Source organism: Streptomyces sp. R11, assembly GCF_041051905.1.
Classification (GTDB): domain Bacteria; phylum Actinomycetota; class Actinomycetes; order Streptomycetales; family Streptomycetaceae; genus Streptomyces.
Window position 1 is genome coordinate 6,844,431 of sequence record NZ_CP163432.1, and the last position, 18,234, is coordinate 6,862,664.

The 18,234-nt window shown below is 70.1% G+C and carries 12 protein-coding genes and 1 pseudogene; 11 read left to right on the plus strand and 2 right to left on the minus strand.

Going from position 1 to position 18,234, the window contains the following annotated elements; genetic code table 11:
* Positions 1-41: 41 nt before the first annotated feature.
* Positions 42-230: a helix-turn-helix transcriptional regulator gene (locus tag AB5J55_RS31580; protein WP_369273864.1), complete on the minus strand. Its 189-nt coding sequence runs from the start codon at positions 228-230 to the stop codon at positions 42-44.
* Positions 231-523: 293 nt separating this feature from the next.
* On the opposite strand from AB5J55_RS31580, the gene xerC reads away from it, so the two are divergent.
* The 8 genes and pseudogenes from xerC (at position 524) to AB5J55_RS31620 (ending at position 13,012) form a co-directional block, all read left to right on the plus strand.
* Positions 524-1,651, plus strand: a complete 1,128-nt coding sequence (gene xerC, locus AB5J55_RS31585; protein WP_369273865.1) for a tyrosine recombinase XerC — start codon at positions 524-526, stop codon at positions 1,649-1,651.
* 90 nt (positions 1,652-1,741) lie between these two features.
* Positions 1,742-2,833, plus strand: a pseudogene (locus AB5J55_RS31590) (DUF4192 domain-containing protein); the annotation flags it as partial.
* 1,014 nt (positions 2,834-3,847) lie between these two features.
* The gene (locus AB5J55_RS31595) at positions 3,848-5,737 is read left to right on the plus strand and encodes a glycogen debranching N-terminal domain-containing protein (protein ID WP_369273866.1); all 1,890 of its coding nucleotides are present in this window, start codon (positions 3,848-3,850) and stop codon (positions 5,735-5,737) included.
* A 131-nt stretch (positions 5,738-5,868) separates the two neighbouring features.
* Positions 5,869-6,627, plus strand: a complete 759-nt coding sequence (locus AB5J55_RS31600; protein ID WP_031486391.1) for an NUDIX domain-containing protein — start codon at positions 5,869-5,871, stop codon at positions 6,625-6,627.
* Between the two features lie 384 nt (positions 6,628-7,011).
* Positions 7,012-8,988: an ATP-binding cassette domain-containing protein gene (locus tag AB5J55_RS31605; RefSeq protein ID WP_369273867.1), complete on the plus strand. Its 1,977-nt coding sequence runs from the start codon at positions 7,012-7,014 to the stop codon at positions 8,986-8,988.
* Between the two features lie 163 nt (positions 8,989-9,151).
* The gene (locus AB5J55_RS31610; RefSeq protein ID WP_369273868.1) at positions 9,152-10,039 is read left to right on the plus strand and encodes a FadR/GntR family transcriptional regulator; all 888 of its coding nucleotides are present in this window, start codon (positions 9,152-9,154) and stop codon (positions 10,037-10,039) included.
* A gap of 427 nt (positions 10,040-10,466) precedes the next feature.
* Complete coding sequence (locus AB5J55_RS31615; protein WP_369273869.1) at positions 10,467-12,002, plus strand: RNA polymerase sigma factor; 1,536 nt, start codon at positions 10,467-10,469, stop codon at positions 12,000-12,002.
* A gap of 152 nt (positions 12,003-12,154) precedes the next feature.
* Positions 12,155-13,012 (plus strand): serine protease, encoded by an 858-nt coding sequence (locus AB5J55_RS31620; protein ID WP_369273870.1) that lies wholly within the window; start codon positions 12,155-12,157, stop codon positions 13,010-13,012.
* 110 nt (positions 13,013-13,122) lie between these two features.
* Here the strand turns inward: AB5J55_RS31620 and AB5J55_RS31625 are convergent, their stop codons facing one another.
* Positions 13,123-13,353, minus strand: a complete 231-nt coding sequence (locus tag AB5J55_RS31625; RefSeq protein WP_053848812.1) for a hypothetical protein — start codon at positions 13,351-13,353, stop codon at positions 13,123-13,125.
* 444 nt (positions 13,354-13,797) lie between these two features.
* On the opposite strand from AB5J55_RS31625, the gene AB5J55_RS31630 reads away from it, so the two are divergent.
* The 3 genes from AB5J55_RS31630 to AB5J55_RS31640 all read left to right on the plus strand — a co-directional run bounded on the left by AB5J55_RS31630 (position 13,798) and on the right by AB5J55_RS31640 (position 18,149).
* Positions 13,798-15,918: a type IIA DNA topoisomerase subunit B gene (locus AB5J55_RS31630; RefSeq protein WP_369273871.1), complete on the plus strand. Its 2,121-nt coding sequence runs from the start codon at positions 13,798-13,800 to the stop codon at positions 15,916-15,918.
* A 216-nt stretch (positions 15,919-16,134) separates the two neighbouring features.
* Positions 16,135-16,560, plus strand: coding sequence for a DUF485 domain-containing protein (locus AB5J55_RS31635; RefSeq protein WP_369273872.1), 426 nt, complete (start codon positions 16,135-16,137; stop codon positions 16,558-16,560).
* Positions 16,557-18,149 carry a cation acetate symporter gene (locus AB5J55_RS31640; protein ID WP_369273873.1) on the plus strand — a complete coding sequence of 531 codons (1,593 nt, stop codon included), beginning with the start codon at positions 16,557-16,559 and terminating at the stop codon, positions 18,147-18,149. Before AB5J55_RS31635 ends, AB5J55_RS31640 begins: the two co-directional genes overlap by 4 nt.
* Positions 18,150-18,234 lie beyond the last annotated feature (85 nt).

An 18,234-nucleotide genomic window follows, 5' to 3' on the forward strand; every position in this document is an offset into this window, starting at 1 on the left:
TAAACATTTCCCTTGTTCTCTTGACCCTTCTGTTCGTTACGCTACACGCCGCACCGATCCACGGTCCGCGATTCGAGCCACTTCTCTATATCTGCGGCGCGGAAGCGGCAGTGCTTCCCAACCTTGACGTAGCGGGGGCCGACTCCCTGGCTGTTCCAGCTGTAGACGGTCTTGACTGAGACCCTCAGGGCTTCGGCGAACTCTTCGATCGTGATCATCTTCTTCAGCATCCAATCTCTTTCCGTCCGCACTGGTCACTACTGCCTGTGAGATAAGCGAATCACGCGGAGTGCGTCTTCAATGAAACGGGGTTTTCCATAAACTCCTGTACGTGCGCAGCAGTACGCTGGACACGGAAGTCACAGGGGGGCGGTTAGAGAAGAGCACAACCATGGCCACCGTCGAAGACCGCTGGCACTCTCGGAAACCGAAGAGCCGCGATAACACTCCCTGTGCCGAACATCGCATAGCCGACGGCGAGTTGTACCCGTCGGCCATTCATGGAACCGGTAAGCGCTACTGCGTGCGCTGGCGCGATGAGGGACGCCGTGAACGCCGGAAGTCCTTCACGAAGAAGGGCGATGCCGACAAGTTCGCCGCGAAGGTCACGGTCGACCTTGAGCGCGGCCACTACATCGACCCGGACGCGCCGAAGAAGCCTCTCCGCGAAGTGTGCGAGGGATGGCGGAGGAGTGCCGACCACAGGCCGCAGACCGCACAGGGAGCGGAGAGGCAGTTCCGCATCTGGGTATATCCGTACCTCGGTGACCGCGCGGTCGGCGGACTCAAGCGCGGTGACATCGAGGCTTGGCTCAAGATCCTTCGCCAGACGCTGGCTGAGTCAACCACCGCGATCATCTACGGGCGGCTCAAGGCTGTGCTCACCTGGGCCGTGCACAACGACATGATCGTCAAGAACCCGTGCAACGGCATCAAGGCACCCAGCACTCGCCGTCCTGAGATCCTCCCCCTGCCGCAGGAAGCGGTGGCGGCGCTGGTCGCGGCAGCACCGCCCAGGTACCGGGCGCTGATCCTGCTGGCGGCCGGATCGGGCCTACGGCTGGGCGAACTCGTCGGCCTCGAACTCCGGGATCTTGACCTCGACAAGGGCGAGGTCCACGTCCGGCAGCAGGCGGTGCGGCTCGACCAGGGAGACCCGTACATCGGCCCCCCGAAGACGGACAGCAGCTACCGGACTGTCCCGCTGGCCAAGGGGGTCGTGGAGGCCCTAAGCGAGCACGTGCGGCGCTTCCCGGCCGTCCCCCTGGAGTTGGTCGACCAGACCGACCCGAGGCGGCCACACAAGCGCACGGCGCTCCTGGTCTTCCCCAACGGCAGCGGCCGGGCAACCATCAACGGCGGTAACTGGTCAGGCGTGTGGTCGAACACGCGCAAGAGGGCGAACGCGGCGCTGGAAGCGGCAGACGCCCCGATACGGGTGCCGCAGTCGGCGAGCATGCACGACATGAGGCACTTCTACGCCTCGCTGCTGATCGCGCACCGCGAGTCGATCAAGACCGTGCAGAAGCGGCTGGGCCACGCCAAGCCCTCCGTGACGCTGGACGTGTACACGCACTTGTTCGAGGAGATCGAGGACACCACACGGGACGCCGTCCAGAACATCCTGGGCGGTATCAGCGTCGAGTACTGACGGTCACTCGGGATGACCCTCCGCACGCGGCCACAGCGTGTCCTGATCTTGGAGTAAGAAGGAGAAATCCCAGCTCACGCAGGACGGACTGGGCAGTACGTCCAGTACTGCTGCGACCGCGCCGAGTGCTGTCCGCCCGAGGGCCGTCCGATGGGCCTGCCCGGTACGTCCGTGCTGGCCGCCGCGGCCACGTACGCCGGGGTTCAGGTGCGCGGAACGCTGCGCGAGTTGCGGGCCAGGTTGCTGCCCTGGGAGACCGCCGGCGCTCCGGAGCAGGAGGTCGCCCTCGATACGGTCGGCATGGAGCTTGTCGCCAGGATCCTGGACGACACTAAACGCGCGGGCGTGGCGGTCGAGACGCTGGAGCTCGCGGAGCGACTCAGGTGCCGGTTCGCCGAGGCCCCGCCTGTGTCCGGGACGCTGACCGCTGATCTCCGCGATGACGGACTGCTCGGCCACGACGAAGCAGCGAGGCTCATTCTGGGTCTGCAGGACCGCGTGACCCGCGACCGCGCGGCCGAGTGGATGGAGGGCGACGAGGCCGCTCCCGCGCTCCGACTCTGGCGGGCACTGGCCCGCCGCTGTGTCGGTCCGTACAGCGAGCACGCGGCGGCGCCCCTCACCCTCGCAGGCTGGGTGGCCTGGTCCACCGGCGATGAGCTGGAGGCCCGAGCAGCCCTCGCCATGGCCCTCGGCGTCGACCGCGACTACCTCTTCGCACGTCTGCTGCACCAAGCCTGCAACGAGGGGCTGGACCCCGAGTCGATCCGCCGCTGCCTGCGCGCGGAACGCGTGAGCCGTGAGCAGGAGGTCACAGAGCGGCTCGACCAGCCGGAGGACGTCGAAGAGCCGGTGCGGGGCACGGGGGTGGAGTCCGCGCCGACATCTGGGGAGGGCGGTGGTCGCCGATCTCGGGAGACGGTGGGTGCTGCCGGCAGCCTGCCTCGATCAGCCAGGGGCAGCGGGCGGAACCCGGGGGAGCGGGCCGCGAGGGGGCCGAGTGTCACGCGTCCTCGTGCGTCGGCGGGAAGCCGTCCCGGTGCCGTGCGGCCGGGCGGCACGGCACCGGGGAGCTCGAAGGGGTCGGCTCCGCGTACGTCGAGGAAGGGCGCCGGTCGCCGGAGTGGACCCCGCCCGGACGGCATGCGTTCTGGAGGGGCAGCCGGGGAGGGGGACGCGTGAGCGTCGATGGCAGAGTGCCGACCGAGGTCGTGGAAGCGGTGGCATCTACTTGCGACGCCGCGTGGGCGGGGACGTGGTGGGGGGCCTCTGACGCGCGGGCCGGCGGCCATGCAGGGGCTCAGGCGCGCAGGCGGGAGCGCCATGGTGGGCCTCAGCCGCGCTGGCGGGAGCGACATGCAGGGGCTCAGCCGCGTCGACGAACCCCGCCAACGCGGTGGCCCTCCGGACGAGTTACCCCGTCATGGGCGTGACCTGGAGGGATCCGTCCCCGTTCACCTGAGTGGCGGAACGCCTGAACCAGCCGTGCCGTCGCACCGCCCCTGTCACTCCGGGTCCCCCAGCCGGCGCCGCACTCACCCGCGGCGCACAGAGCGCAGAGGAAGCCGCATGCCACAGTCGACTCCGGTGCGGGCGCCGATCCCGGTGCCTCCGCCGACGCCGATGCCACCGCCGACTCCGGCCTCCGGGGCCGTCGACGACCGCGACCGCTCCACCCCCGGCGGAATAGTTCCGTCCCAACGGCTGGACACTGGGCTGCCTCCGGCCGTGGACGGTGCGGGGCGGCACACGCCCAGGGGCCCCAGCGATACCCCTGGACGCGATGCCTCTCGGAGCGCGGAGTTCGGCGGTGCAACTCGAGGCGCCGATGTCGGCGATGCCCCTCGGACAGCGGAGTACGGCGGTGCAGTACGGACCGCCGAGTACACGGACGCCCCTCGCCGCGCGGAGTGCGGCAACGCTCCCCGACGCACCGAGCCCCCCAACCGGCCGACGTCCCAAACCTCCTGGACCACGTCGCCGACCCCCCAGAGCCCGACAACGCAGTCACATCCCGACCACGCAAGGCGCGCGTCCCCGCCTCAAGACACCCCTTCGTCGGCTCAGCCACCAACCAAGCCAACCCCGCTAACCACATCAACTCCACTAACCACACCCACCTCACCAACCCCGCGTCGGTCCGACCTGCCTCCCACCCACAACGCCCTGATCTGCGTAGCCCTCCCGGGCCTCGCCATGTCCACGGATCAGGGGCAGTTGACCGGCCGGGGCCTCGACGGCTTCTATCGCGCAGGTCGTCGAGTGCTCTCGCGCTGCCAGATCCGTGTGGCCGGGCGGGAGCCGCTCGCCGTGCAAGCCCGGATGACCGGGGCCGACCTCGCCCGTTTCGTGGGCACGCTGCGCAGTTCCCCGCAGGCGGGCCCCGACCCGGACGTCGTCGTCGAGCGAACCCGTCACGCGGACGGCACCGAGCGGATCACGCTGCAGAGCGCGGCCGCCCGCCCCCTGCGTCTGCCGGTCGAAGTCGCTTTGGGCACGGACCTGGCCGACCTCGGTGCGATCGTGAGTGGCAACGCGGGACCGGAACTCCCCGCCACCGTCCACGACTGCGGCCTGCGCTGGTCGTCCGCCAAGGGGAGCACGACGGTGACGGCCGACCCCCCGCCCGCCGACGCACTGGCCTCGGCCGGGCTGCTGCGCTGGGAGTTCGTGCTCCCCCCGGGCGGCAGCGCGAGCATCGAGCTCCGGGTGCGGCCGGACGGTGCGGGACCCGTGCGTGCCGTCGGCCGAGCCGCGACCAGCCCGCTGGCGCCGGCGCGGGCGGTCGGTGACGACCCCGGGGTGGAGGCGCTGCTGCGGACGAGCATCGAGGACCTCCAGGCCCTCCTGCTGCGCGACCCGGCCCACCCCTCCGACATCCACCTGGCCGCCGGGGCACCGTGGCGCTGTGGCCTGGCCCCGGCCGAGGCCCTCGCCGCAGCCCGGATGACACTGCCCCTGGGTACCCGGCTCGCCGCGGGCACACTGCGCACTCTCGCCCGCACCCAACTCCGGGGCCAGGGACCGCAGTCCGGCATGATTCCCGCGCCGATGAGGGACGCCGGCACACATCTGCCACCGGGCTGCACAGGCACGGAGGCCACGCTGCTCTTCCCCGCACTGCTCGCGGAGGCCCGACGCTGGGGGCTGCCCGAGTCCGAGACCGAAGAGCTCCTCCCGGCGGCCGAGTCGTGTCTGACCTGGCTGCGGAACACCGTGGGCGACGGCACGTATCTCCCCGACCCGCAGCCCGGCGGTCCCGTCCGCTGCGAGACCCAGGCCCACGCTCATCGTGCGGCGCTGCTTGGCGCCGATCTGCTCGACGACTTCGGCAGACCGGGCGGTTCCCAGCTGCGGCAATGGGCCGGGGCGCTGCGGAACGCGTTCCGTGCGGACTTCTGGATCGATGACCTGGGTGGCGGCCGGCCCGCGGCAGCCCGGGCCCCGGACGGACGCCTCGTGCCGCAGCTGGGCGCGAGCGCCGTCCACCTGCTCGACACCGGCCTGCTGGGCGGTGGCGAACAGGCGCCCGGCCTGCTCGACAAGGTGCAGACCGAGCAGCTCACCCGGCTGCTGGGCGGTCCGGCCATGGACTCGGGCTGGGGTCTGCGCGGGCTGGGCGTGAAGGAGGTGGGGCACAACCCGTTCGGTCACCGCAGTGGCGCCGTGCGGGTCCACGAGACCGCGCTCGCCGTCGCGGGCCTCGCCGCGGCCGACTACGAGAAGGAGGCGAGCGCTCTGCTGAGAGGCGTACTGGCCGCCGCCGCCGTGTTCGGCCACAGGCTGCCCGACATGTACGCGGGGGAGCGGCGCACCAACGGGAGCGCACCCCTCCCGCATCCGGCGGCCTGCCGCCCCGCGGCCACGGCGGCGGCAGCCGGGGTGCTGCTCTTGACCACGCTCGCGGGCATCCGCCCGGACGCTCCGGCGGGCGCGGTCACGCTGCGCCCCGTGCGCAGTGCGCCGGTGGGCGAGATCATCCTGACCGGCCTTCGGATCGCCGGTGCGCCCTTCTCTGTACGTGTCAGCCGCCTGGGTCTCGCCATGGTCGAGGAAGCGGCCGACGGGCTGCAATTGCGAGCGTGACCTCGTACGACTCTCAACGACACGACATGGGGAGAGGGCGGTGAGGCCCGTACCGGGGCCGAATTGGATCAGCCATCGATGGGGCCGACGAAGGGAGTGTTTATCGTCAGGCAGACGACTATGATCGCCGCATGCCCTACGACCCGTCAGCGTTTCCGCCCTTTGCCGTCACCGTGGACCTGGTCGTGCTGACCGTGCGCCGCCATGCCCTGTGCGCGTTGGCGGTGCGCAGGGGCGAACCGCCGTTCCAGGGACGCTGGGCACTGCCGGGTGGGTTCGTACGGGCCGACGAGGACCTGGCGCAGGCCGCCGCGCGCGAGTTGGCCGAGGAGACGGGGCTGCGTGCTCACGACCCGGCCGTCCCGGCGCAGGACAACGGCGCCCACCTGGAGCAGCTCGCGACCTACGGTGACCCCAAGCGGGATCCGCGGATGAGGGTGGTCAGTGTCGCTCACCTGGCGCTGGCCCCCGACCTGCCGGCCCCCCGTGCAGGCGGCGACGCCAGCAACGCTCGCTGGGCGCCGGTCGACGAACTTCTGCAGCAGGGCGGTTATGGCCGCGACGGCGAACCCGTAGCACCGCTCGCCTTCGACCACGCGCAGATCCTGGCTGACGGAGTGGAGCGCGCCCGCTCGAAGATCGAGTACTCGTCGCTGGCCACGGCGTTCTGCCCCACCGAGTTCACCGTCGGTGAGCTGCGCCGGGTCTACGAGGCCGTGTGGGGTGTGGCGCTCGACCCGCGCAACTTCCACCGAAAGGTGACGGGCACGCCGGGCTTCCTCGTCCCCACCGGCGGCACCACCACGCGCCAGGGCGGCCGTCCCGCCCAGCTTTTCCGGGCGGGCGGAGCCACGCTGCTCAACCCCCCGATGCTGCGGCCCGAGGTCTGACGCGGACCAGAAGCGCGACGCCGGCCAGGCGCGCACCCGATGCCGAAGCGGGCTCGGGAACGACGTCATGGGATCCGAAATCGGCTCATGGGCAAGGGCCACCGCATCCGAACGGGGCTCAGGAACAAGGGGCGCGGGATCCGATCGCGGCTCGGGAACGAGGGTCACGCTTCCCGACCGCGGCTCAGAAACGAGGGCCACGGGCCCCCGAACAGGGCTCGGGAACATGCGCCGCTGGCCCCGAACAATGGTCGAGAACGAAGCCCGCAGGCACGAACAGCGCTCGGAAACGAGGACCTCGAAACCCATCCGGGCCGAATCCCCCCTGCACAGCGGGCCTTGCCCTACCCGAAAAAACGGACATAGCGCGCTATCTTGCTGCGAGTGATCCAGGCCATCGGACTGACCAGCGACCCGCGCAAGGAGCTTCCTCCTGCCGTCGACGACGTCTCCTTCGAGGCCCACGCGGGCCGCGTCACCGCGCTGCTCGGGGCGTCGGGAGCGGGCAAGTCGACGGTGCTCAGACTCATGCTCGAACTCCAACCGGGCCGTGGAATCACCTACTTCAGAGGCCGCCCCCTGCACCGCATCGCCCATCCTTCGCGCGAAGTCGGCGTGCTGCTGGGCGACCTCCCCGGGCACCCGGCGCGCACGGTCCGTGGGTATCTGCGCATGCTGTGCGCCGCCGCGGGCGTTCCGGCCCGGCGCGCCGACGAAGTCCTGGAGGTGGTCGGCCTCGTCAGCCTGCGCGAGGAACGCCTCGGCACCCTCTCGCGCGGCATGGACCGCCGCCTCGGCCTGGCCTGCGCACTGCTGGCCGACCCGCACACCCTCGTCCTCGACGGCCCCGCCGAGGGGCTCTCGGGTCGCGAGAGCTGCTGGCTGCACGGCATGCTGCGCGCGCACGCGGCCCAGGGCGGCACGGTCCTGCTGACCACGGCCGACCCGAAGGAGGCCGCGCGCACCGCCGACAGGGTCGTCACGTTGCAGCGGGGCAGACTCGTCGCCGATCAGGACGCCGCCGACTTCGCCCGCACGCGGCTGCGCCCCCGCGTCGCCGTCCGCACTCCCCACGCCTCCCGCTTCGCCTCTCTGCTCACCAAGGAGGCGCGCGCCGCTCACCGCTCCGTCGAGGTCGTACGCGAGAGCGGCAACCGTCTGTCCGTGTACGGCAGTACGTGCGCCGATGTCGGCGAGACCGCGTTCCGTCACGGCATCCTCGTCCACCAACTCGCCGACGAGATCGGGGACATGGGCCCCGGTGCCGGGGTGGGTCCCCAGTCGGCCGAACCGCGAACCGACGAGGTGCCGCACACCCCGGACGTCGAGTTCGCCGCTGCCGGTGGCCGCGGGCGCAGGACCACGCCACCCCCGGCGTCCGACTCGGGGCCGGCCACAGTTGCCGCGCAGGAGGCTTCCGCAACCGCCCCGAGCGCATCCGCGGAGGTTGCGCAGGCACGGGCAGGCGTTCCGCGACCGGCCGACGCACCTACGGCTGGGTCTGCCGCGCAGGCCACCGCAACGTCGCGTCCGCCGGCTTCTGCCGCCGTCGCCCTTCCCGACCTCCCGCCCCCGATCTCCGTCCGCCCCGCCCCCAGCCCCCTCCGCCCCCTCCGCTACGAACTCCGGCGCGCCGTCGGTGTCGGTACCAGCTTCGTCACCGGCGCCGCCGTGCTCGTGGTGTCCGCCCTCACCGCCGTACTGCTGGCACGCGTCGGGCATACGCCGCAGGCGCGGCTGATGGCCGGGTGGCCGCAGCAGTTCCCGCTGCCTCCCGCGGCGCTCGGGGCCGGGCTGCTCGGTGCGATCGCGTTCGGCGACGAGTTCCGCCACCCCGCCCTGGCCGCGGATCGTGGCACCGTGCCCCGCCGGCTGGGGCTGCTGGCCGCGAAACTCCTCGTCGCCACCATCACCGCGCTGGTACTGGCCGTCCTCACTGTGGGGTGCGTCACCGAAGTGCTCTACCTCGTATACGGACCGGAGCTCGCGGAGGTTCCCGCGGACTGGCTTTCGCTGAGCGCGAGTTGGATCGGGCTCATCGTCGGCTGCGCCTGGGCCGGAGTCCTCGCGGCCGGCCTCTTCAGGTCCACTTCGGCCGGGCTCGCGGCAGTGGTCGCCGTGCCCATCGTCGTCGTACCCCTCGTACAGAAGGTCTTCGAAGGACCGTCTGTACGGACGGCGGCCGGGTTTCCGCTGCGGCTGCGGGAGCTGCTCCTGTCGCAGTGGCCCTTCGGGGGAGAGCGCTATCTGGAGGCCGCCGCGCGTGTCGTGGCCCAACCCGTCGGCGGCGCCCTGACGTTGTCGCTCACCGCCCTGCTCTGCGCCTACCTGCTCACGACCCTGCGTGGCAGGGTCCGATGACGACCATCCGTGCCGTTACCGTTCCTGTCGTGCGCACAACTCCCCGGGGGAAGCCCATTTCTTTCCGATAAGGCGTCAATTGCGACGGGGTGAGCGATCACCCTTTCGTGTGCTTTTCACCAAAGACCTCAAGGGAGTTGAGGACGGCGCCGACAAAGGATGCGTGAGTACCCTTGCGCACACCATGATGACCGCCGCCCGCTCCGCAGACTCCGGCCTCGCCGGCCCGGGCGAACTCGACCGCTACCCCTACGCCGAGGCCCCCGTCGCCGACCGCGTCGGAGCCCCCCTCTGGGACGGCGGGGACCCGGAACTGGGCCGCGTGGGCCGGCGCGCCGCCGGCAACCGTGGACGCGGGCTGCACGGCCAACTCGTCCAGCAGCTCGGCCAGATGATCGTCTCCGGCGACCTGGGCGCCGACCGTCCGCTCGTGCCCGAGGAGATCGGTCAGCGGTTCGAGGTCTCCCGCACCGTCGTCCGTGAGTCGCTCCGTGTCCTGGAGGCCAAGGGCCTGGTCAGCGCCCGTCCGAACGTCGGCACGCGCGTGCGTCCCGTCAGTGACTGGAACCTCCTCGACCCGGACATCATCGAATGGCGGGCCTTCGGGCCGCAGCGCGACGACCAGCGCCGGGAGCTCAGCGAGCTGCGCTGGACGATCGAGCCGCTGGCCGCCCGTCTCGCCGCCGGGCACGGGCGCGACGACGTCCAGCAGCGGCTCGCCGACATGGTCGAGATCATGGGCCACGCGATGGGGCAGGGTGACGTGCTCACGTTCTCCCGCGCCGACGCTGAGTTCCACTCCTTGCTCATCCAGGTCGCGGGCAACCGCATGCTGGAGCACCTTTCGGGGATCGTCTCGGCCGCCCTCCAGGTCTCCGGCGGCCCCGTGACGGGCTGCGACCGGCCGAACGACGCGTCGCTGGCGCAGCACAGCAGGATCGTCGACGCCCTCGCCGCCGCTGACGGCGCGGCCGCCGAGGCGGCCATGCGCCAGCTGCTCACCGTCCACCCCGAGGTCGAGCGCGTGGTGCCCGCCCCCCGCGAGCACTGACCGCGCCACCGGGTGGCGCGGCCGGGATGCCTCCCCCTCCTGTGGCATCTTCCGGTCTGCGCTCCCTCCCCCGTCGGACCCGCAGGATCCAGTACTGGATCCTGCGGGTCCGACGGTGCGACGAGGCCGCGGAATCGCCGTAGAGTGCATGGTTCGGGCCGCGGGCGACCTGTTATGTCTATATCTGCCTGCTTTTGATCGGTTACGGGATGTGACTCGGGCCACGCAGATTGGGCGTAACGCTTGGGGAAACAGCGCGATGACCTAAGAGGTGACTGCCGAGGAGGGAATACGGACGCCGCTCAAGGCGCTGTGCATCTTCCCGGCCCCCGCCCGCACCGTCGGCCCAATCCCCAGGTCGGTGGTCGGCTCCTGTCCGCCGTGGACGGAGCCGGAAGCCGTTTTCCAACGTTCCGAGAGGTTGTTCGTGTCGGCCAGCACATCCCGTACGCTCCCGCCGGAGATCGCCGAGTCCGTCTCTGTCATGGCTCTTATCGAGCGGGGAAAGGCTGAGGGGCAGATCGCCGGCGACGATGTGCGTCGGGCCTTCGAAGCTGACCAGATTCCGGCCACTCAGTGGAAGAACGTACTGCGCAGCCTCAACCAGATCCTCGAGGAAGAGGGTGTGACGCTGATGGTCAGTGCCGCGGAGCCCAAGCGCACCCGTAAGAGCGTCGCAGCGAAGAGTCCGGTCAAGCGCACCGCAACGAAGACGGTCGCGGCCAAGACGGCGACCGCAAAGAAGGCCACCGCCCCCGCCACGCCCGAGGCGTCCGCCGTCGAGCCCGCCGTCGAGGACGACGCCCCCGCCAAGAAGGCCGCTGCCAAGAAGACGACCGCCAAGAAGGCGGCCGCGAAGAAGACCGTCGCCAAGAAGACGGCGGCCAAGAAGACCACCGCAGGCAAGAAGGACGACGCCGAGCTCGTCGAGGAAGAGGTCCTCGAGGACGCCCCCAAGGGCGGCGACGAGCCCGAGGGCGCCGAGAGTGCCGGCTTCGTGCTGTCCGACGAGGACGAGGACGACGCGCCCGCGCAGCAGGTCGCCGCCGCCGGTGCCACCGCCGACCCGGTCAAGGACTACCTCAAGCAGATCGGTAAGGTCCCGCTGCTCAACGCCGAGCAGGAGGTCGAGCTCGCCAAGCGCATCGAGGCCGGTCTGTTCGCCGAGGACAAGCTGGCCAACGCCGACAAGCTCGCCCCCAAGCTCAAGCGCGAGCTGGAGATCATCGCCGAGGACGGCCGCCGCGCCAAGAACCACCTCCTGGAGGCCAACCTCCGTCTGGTGGTCTCCCTGGCCAAGCGCTACACCGGCCGCGGCATGCTCTTCCTGGACCTCATCCAGGAGGGCAACCTCGGTCTGATCCGCGCGGTCGAGAAGTTCGACTACACCAAGGGCTACAAGTTCTCCACGTACGCCACCTGGTGGATCCGTCAGGCGATCACCCGCGCCATGGCCGACCAGGCCCGCACCATCCGTATCCCGGTGCACATGGTCGAGGTCATCAACAAGCTCGCGCGCGTCCAGCGCCAGATGCTCCAGGACCTGGGCCGCGAGCCCACCCCGGAGGAGTTGGCCAAGGAACTCGACATGACCCCCGAGAAGGTCATCGAGGTCCAGAAGTACGGCCGCGAGCCCATCTCCCTGCACACCCCGCTCGGCGAGGACGGCGACAGCGAGTTCGGTGACCTCATCGAGGACTCCGAGGCCGTCGTCCCGGCCGACGCGGTCAGCTTCACGCTTCTGCAGGAGCAGCTGCACTCGGTCCTCGACACCCTGTCCGAGCGCGAGGCGGGCGTCGTCTCCATGCGCTTCGGTCTCACCGACGGTCAGCCGAAGACCCTCGACGAGATCGGCAAGGTCTACGGCGTCACGCGCGAGCGGATCCGCCAGATCGAGTCCAAGACCATGTCGAAGCTGCGCCACCCGTCGCGGTCCCAGGTGCTGCGCGACTATCTCGACTAGGTCGCACCAGTACGACACACAAGGCCCGGCCCCCGAGTGGGGACCGGGCCTTCGTGCTTCAGGGGCAGCCTTCGGACCGGTGCGCGGGTGCGGGGTCGGGCGGGCTGGATCACTCTGGGTGTCCCACGACCACTCCAGAGTGAGGAGCGTGCATGCGACGTCCCTTTATCCGGGCCCTCGCCCGGCCGCTGGTCCTGGCGGCCGTGGCGGCTGCCATACCGTTGGCGTCCGCCGCCCCCGCGGCTGCCGACAGTGTCGTCGTCGGCGGCTTCCCGGTCGATGTGTCGGGCAGTCCGTGGACCGTGGCGCTGTCCAGCCGTGACCGGTTCGGGGGTACGCGGGCGGGTCAGTTCTGTGTCGGCGTGGCGGTCGGCCGGACCACCGTGCTCACCGCGGCCCACTGCCTCAGCGAGGAGGTCCTGGGGGCACCAGCCCACCAGGTACGCGACTTCACCGTCATCACGGGCCGTACGGATCTCACGTCCGGCCGGGGCCAGGAGATCCGGGTCCGTGGCAGCTGGGTGAACCCGGCCTACGACGATGTCAGCAACGCGGGCGACTTCGCCGTGCTCTCGCTTGCCCAACCGCTTCCCGCGAGCTCGGTCATCAGGATGGCCCGCACCGGCGATCCTGCCTATGCGCCGGGGACTCCGGCCCTGGTCTACGGGTGGGGAGACGTCACGGGGGCGGGCGACTACCCGCGCAGCCTGCGGGCGGCGCGCGTGCACGTACTGCCCGACACCCTGTGCAAGCAGGCGTATTCGGGCGGTGGTGACGGCAGATACCAAGCCAACAGCATGGTCTGCGCCGGGGAGCGGGAAGGGGGCCGGGACGCCTGTCAGGGGGACAGCGGAGGGCCCTTGGTCGCCCAGGGGAGGCTGATCGGGCTCGTGTCCTGGGGCACCGGCTGCGGCCGCGCGGGCAGTCCCGGTGTCTACACGCGGGTGTCCGAGGTCGTACGGACACTGGGGTGGCGGGCCGCGGGGCGAGAGCGTCATGCCGACGGCTGAAGGGGGCCTGAGAGCCCGCGGGGTATGAGCGCGGGCGACCGCCCCTGCTCTCAGGGGCGGTCGCCCGTCAACCGGCCTGTGCCGGAGCTGGCTCGTCGTTAATGCGAGGTTCAGCGCTCTTCTTCGGACGCCGATGCGGGAACGGCAGTCAGCCGCTCCGTCTCGTCCTGTATCTCAGCGGCGATCTTCTTGAGTTCCGGCTCGAACTTGCGGCCGTGGTGGGCGCAGAAGAGCAGTTCACCGCCGCTCAGCAGGACGACACGCACGTACGCCTGGGCGCCGCAACGGTCGCAGCGGTCAGCGGCCGTCAGCGGGCTCGCGGGGGTCAGAACAGTAGTCACGTCGCCTCTTCTCTAGCTCGACGAGCTGTCGTACCAGGGTCAACATCCAACCAGCCCCAAAACGTTCCCGCTCGCGGCTTCTCCCAGAGAGAAATTTTTCCGGGGCGGCTGGCTGCTGCCGGTTTGGCGGCGAATGTGCCGTAGTGCGTCTCTGTCTTGCTTACGGTTTCGCGCTGTCGGTCAAGGTCGGGTCCCCCCGGCTGGGTTGCCGGTTGTTCATGAGGACGTGCCCGGAGCCTAAATGGTTCATGCCTGGAAGGGAACGTGATATGTGCTTCACTCCAACGAGGGATCGAACACGCATGCGACTCTGGTCTAGTCTGGGTTTCACACGAGGGTGGCGTTACAACGGCTCTACCAGGCCTCGGTACCCTCTTGACGGCGACCGAAGCCGCGCCCTTACCCACAAGGGCCTCATCTGAAATTCAGCGAGGAGCGAACCGCGTGACCGCCGAGACGTCCGTGCCGTCCACAGCGCTGCTGGCAGGAGCAGACCTGGACGGTTCCAACTACACCGCGCGGCACCTGCTCGTCCTCGAGGGCCTCGAGGCCGTGCGCAAGCGCCCGGGCATGTACATCGGGTCGACCGACAGCCGTGGTCTCATGCACTGCCTCTGGGAGATCATCGACAACTCCGTCGACGAGGCTCTCGGTGGCTACTGCGACCACATCGACGTGATCCTTCACGACGACGGCTCCGTGGAGGTCCGGGACAACGGCCGGGGCATCCCCGTCGACGTCGAGCCCAAGACCGGTCTGTCCGGCGTCGAGGTCGTGATGACCAAGCTGCACGCCGGCGGCAAGTTCGGCGGCGGTTCCTACGCCGCCTCCGGTGGTCTGCACGGCGTAGGTGCCTCCGTGGTGAACGCCCTGTCCGCGCGACTGGACGTCGAGGTGGACCGAAACGGCCACACGCACGCCATCAGCTTCCGCCGTGGTGTCCCCGGAGCCTTCGCCGCCGACGGCCCGAACGCCAAGTTCGAGACCGGCGGCCTGCGCAAGACCAAGAAGATCCCCAAGACCCGCAACGGCACGCGCGTGCGGTACTGGGCCGACCGCCAGATCTTCCTCAAGGACGCCAAGCTGTCCCTGGACACGCTGCACCAGCGCGCCCGCCAGACCGCGTTCCTGGTGCCCGGCCTGACCATCGTCGTGCGCGACGAGTTCGGCCTCGGTGACGGCGGCAGCAAGGGCGAGGAGTCCTTCCGCTTCGATGGCGGCATCAGCGAGTTCTGCGAGTACCTGGCCGCCGACAAGCCAGTGTGCGACGTCCTCCGTTTCTCGGGTCAGGGCACCTTCAAGGAGACCGTGCCGGTCCTGGACGAGCACGGCCAGATGACCCCCACACAGGTCACCCGTGAGCTCGACGTCGACGTCGCGATGCGGTGGGGCACGGGCTACGACACGACCCTGAAGTCGTTCGTGAACATCATCGCCACACCCAAGGGCGGCACCCACGTCGCGGGCTTCGAGACGGCCGTGACCGGCACCATGAACGAGGTGCTGCGCACCAAGAAGATGCTGCGCGTCGCCGAGGACGACATCGTCAAGGACGACGCTCTGGAGGGCCTCACCGCGGTCGTCACCGTCCGCCTCGCCGAGCCGCAGTTCGAGGGCCAGACCAAGGAGGTCCTCGGCACCTCGGCGGCCCGGCGCATCGTGAGCACGGTGATCTCCAAGGAGCTCAAGGCGTTCCTGACGTCCACGAAGCGGGACGCCGCGGCCCAGGCGCGGGTCGTCATGGAGAAGGCCGTCGCCGCCGCCCGTACGCGCATCGCGGCCCGCCAGCACAAGGACGCGCAGCGCCGTAAGACGGCCCTGGAGTCCTCGTCCCTGCCGGCCAAGCTCGCCGACTGCCGCAGCGACGACGTCGACCGCAGCGAGTTGTTCATCGTCGAGGGAGACTCCGCGCTCGGCACCGCCAAGCTCGCCCGGAACTCCGAGTTCCAGGCGCTGCTGCCGATCCGCGGCAAGATCCTCAACGTCCAGAAGTCGTCCGTCACCGACATGCTCAAGAACGCCGAGTGCGGCGCGATCATCCAGGTCATAGGAGCAGGGTCGGGCCGGACCTTCGACATCGACGCCGCCCGCTACGGCAAGATCATCATGATGACCGACGCCGATGTCGACGGCTCCCACATCCGGACGCTGCTGCTGACGCTGTTCCAGCGCTACATGCGGCCGATGATCGAGGCGGGCCGGGTGTTCGCGGCCGTGCCGCCGCTGCACCGGATCGAGATCGTCCAGCCCAAGAAGGGCCAGGACAAGTACGTGTACACGTACTCGGACCGTGAACTGCGCGACAAGCTCATGGAGTTCCAGAGCAAGGGCGTTCGCTACAAGGACTCCATCCAGCGGTACAAGGGTCTCGGCGAGATGGACGCCGACCAGCTGGCCGAGACGACGATGGACCCGCGTCACCGGACCCTGCGCCGGATCAGCCTCACCGATCTGGAGGCCGCCGAGCGGGTCTTCGATCTGCTGATGGGGAACGACGTGGCGCCGCGCAAGGAGTTCATCTCCAGCTCGGCGGCCACGTTGGACCGGTCGCGCATCGACGCGTAGTCGCTGCGCCGGCTCGGGCCGGGGGCCGGTCTCGGCTTCGCGTTCGGCCGGATTGGGATCCCACCTGCACCGCCCGTGCGGCATCGCCGTCGGGTGCGGGTGGCCCCTGCGGGGTTTCTCACCATTGGCGGCTGCCGCACTCCCGCGGTCACCTGATGGGGTGAAGCCCTGGGAGAACGCGATCCGGGGATCTTTCCGTTCTGTCCATGCTTGGGCATGCACTCAAGCCACGACCCCTGGTACGACGCCCTCGCCTCCGGATGGGGGGAGTCGGGTGCCGAGGACGTCCCGGCCGCTGTTCCGCCGGGTGCGGCCGATGTGTACCTCGAGGTGCAGCGGAGCGCGGCCTTCCAGGAGGTGCGCAGCCGGTACCGGCGGTTTGTGGTGCCGGCTGTTGTGATCTTCCTCTCGTGGTATGTGGCGTACATCGTGGCCGCCACGACCGCGCCGGAGCTGATGGCCCGGCCCGTGGCTGGTGCCGTGAACGTGGCGATGCTGGCGGGGCTCGGACAGTTCCTCACCACCTTCCTGCTCACCTGGGCCTACGCCCGTCACGCGCGGCTGCGCCGGGACCGGGCGGCGCTCGAACTGCGCTGGGACACCCAGGAGTTGGCGCGCGTCGCGAAGGGCGGTGCCGCGTGACGGTCGACCATCAGACGCTGTCGCTGCTGCTGTTCAGCGTCTTCGTCGCGATCACGTTGGCGATCACTACCTGGGTGAGCCGTAACCGGCGTGGTTCCGCGGAGGAGTTCTACGCGGGCAGCCGGCTCTTCACCCCCATGGAGAATGGTTTTGCCATCGCCGGTGACTACATGTCGGCTGCGTCCTTCCTCGGCATCTCCGGACTCATCGCCCTCTTCGGCTACGACGGGATGCTCTACTCGGTGGGCTTCCTCGTGGCCTGGCTGGTGGTGCTGTTCCTCGTCGCCGAACTCGTGCGCAATTGCGGGCGGTTCACGCTCGCCGACGTGGTCGCCGCGCGGATGAGAGAGCGTCCCGTGCGGATCGCACTGGGAACTTCCTCGGTCACCGTGTCCGTTCTGTATCTGGTGGCGCAGATGGTGGGCGCGGGCACCCTGGTCGCGCTGCTGCTCGGGGGCAAGGGCGAGGCGGCGCAGGCCTGGACCGTCATCGGCGTCGGTGCGCTCATGGTGATCTATGTGTCGTTGGGAGGGATGCGGGCCACCACCTGGATTCAGATCGTCAAGTCGGTCCTGCTGCTCGGCGGCACCGTCGCGTTGACCGTGCTCGTCCTGCTGCGCTTCCACGGCGACTTCGACCGGCTGCTGCTCACGGCGGCCGAGCGCAGTGGTCACGGTGCGGCGTTCCTGGCACCGGGGCTGAAGTACGGCGGTGACTGGACCGCCCGGTTCGACTTCATCAGCCTCGGCCTCGCGCTGGTGCTGGGCACGGCGGGGCTGCCGCACATCCTGTCCCGCTTCTACACCGTGCCGACCGCTCGCGCGGCGCGGCGGTCGGTGGTGTGGGCGATCGGGCTCATCGGCGGCTTCTACCTGATGACGATCGTGCTGGGCTTCGGCGCTGCCGCGATCGTCGGGCCCGAGGCCGTACGGGGGTCGAACGCGGCCGGGAACACGGCAGTTCCGCTGCTGGCCCTCGATCTCGGCGGCGGCGCGGACTCCACGGGAGGAACGGTTCTCTTTGCCGTCGTGGCCGCCATCGCCTTCGCCACGATCCTCGCAGTGGTCGCCGGAATCACGCTCGCCTCCTCGGCCTCCGTGGCCCACGACCTGTACGCCTCGCTACGACGGCGGCGCGCCGAGCCCCGCAGCGAAGTCGCCGTGGCGCGTGTCGCGGCGGTCGGCATCGGCGTGGTCGCGATCGCCCTCGGACTGCTGGCCCGCGACCTCAACGTCGCCTTCCTCGTGGGACTCGCCTTCGCCGTCGCCGCGTCCGCCAATCTGCCGGTGCTTCTCTACTCGCTGTTCTGGCGGGACTTCACCACGCGGGGCGCCGTATGGGCCGTGTACGGGGGCCTGATCCCGGCCGTGGTGCTGGTGGTGCTGTCCCCGGTGGTGTCGGGCAGCCCCGAATCGCTGTTCCCCGGCGTCGACTTCCAGTACTTCCCCCTGCAGAACCCGGGCCTCGTCTCCATCCCGCTGGGCTTTGTCGCGGGCTGGCTCGGCACGCTCATTTCGCCAGAGGTCCCCGACGAGGCCAAGCACGCCGAGGTCGAGGTGCGGTCGCTGACGGGGGCGGGGGCCGTATAGGCGCGGTCTTCGAAGCGGTCGGGCACGCTCGCACCGCTATGGCCAGGCGTCGAGCGGTCGGCTGATACGCAGCGCGGCCCGTATC

Bases quoted from the DNA above. Each gene is read 5' to 3' on its own strand.
- AB5J55_RS31580 (WP_369273864.1), bottom strand. From the start codon at position 230: ATGCTGAAGAAGATGATCACGATCGAAGAGTTCGCCGAAGCCCTGAGG.
- AB5J55_RS31595 (WP_369273866.1), top strand. From the start codon at position 3,848: ATGTCCACGGATCAGGGGCAGTTGACCGGCCGGGGCCTCGACGGCTTC.
- AB5J55_RS31600 (WP_031486391.1), top strand. From the start codon at position 5,869: ATGCCCTACGACCCGTCAGCGTTTCCGCCCTTTGCCGTCACCGTGGAC.
- AB5J55_RS31620 (WP_369273870.1), top strand. From the start codon at position 12,155: ATGCGACGTCCCTTTATCCGGGCCCTCGCCCGGCCGCTGGTCCTGGCG.
- AB5J55_RS31635 (WP_369273872.1), top strand. From the start codon at position 16,135: ATGCACTCAAGCCACGACCCCTGGTACGACGCCCTCGCCTCCGGATGG.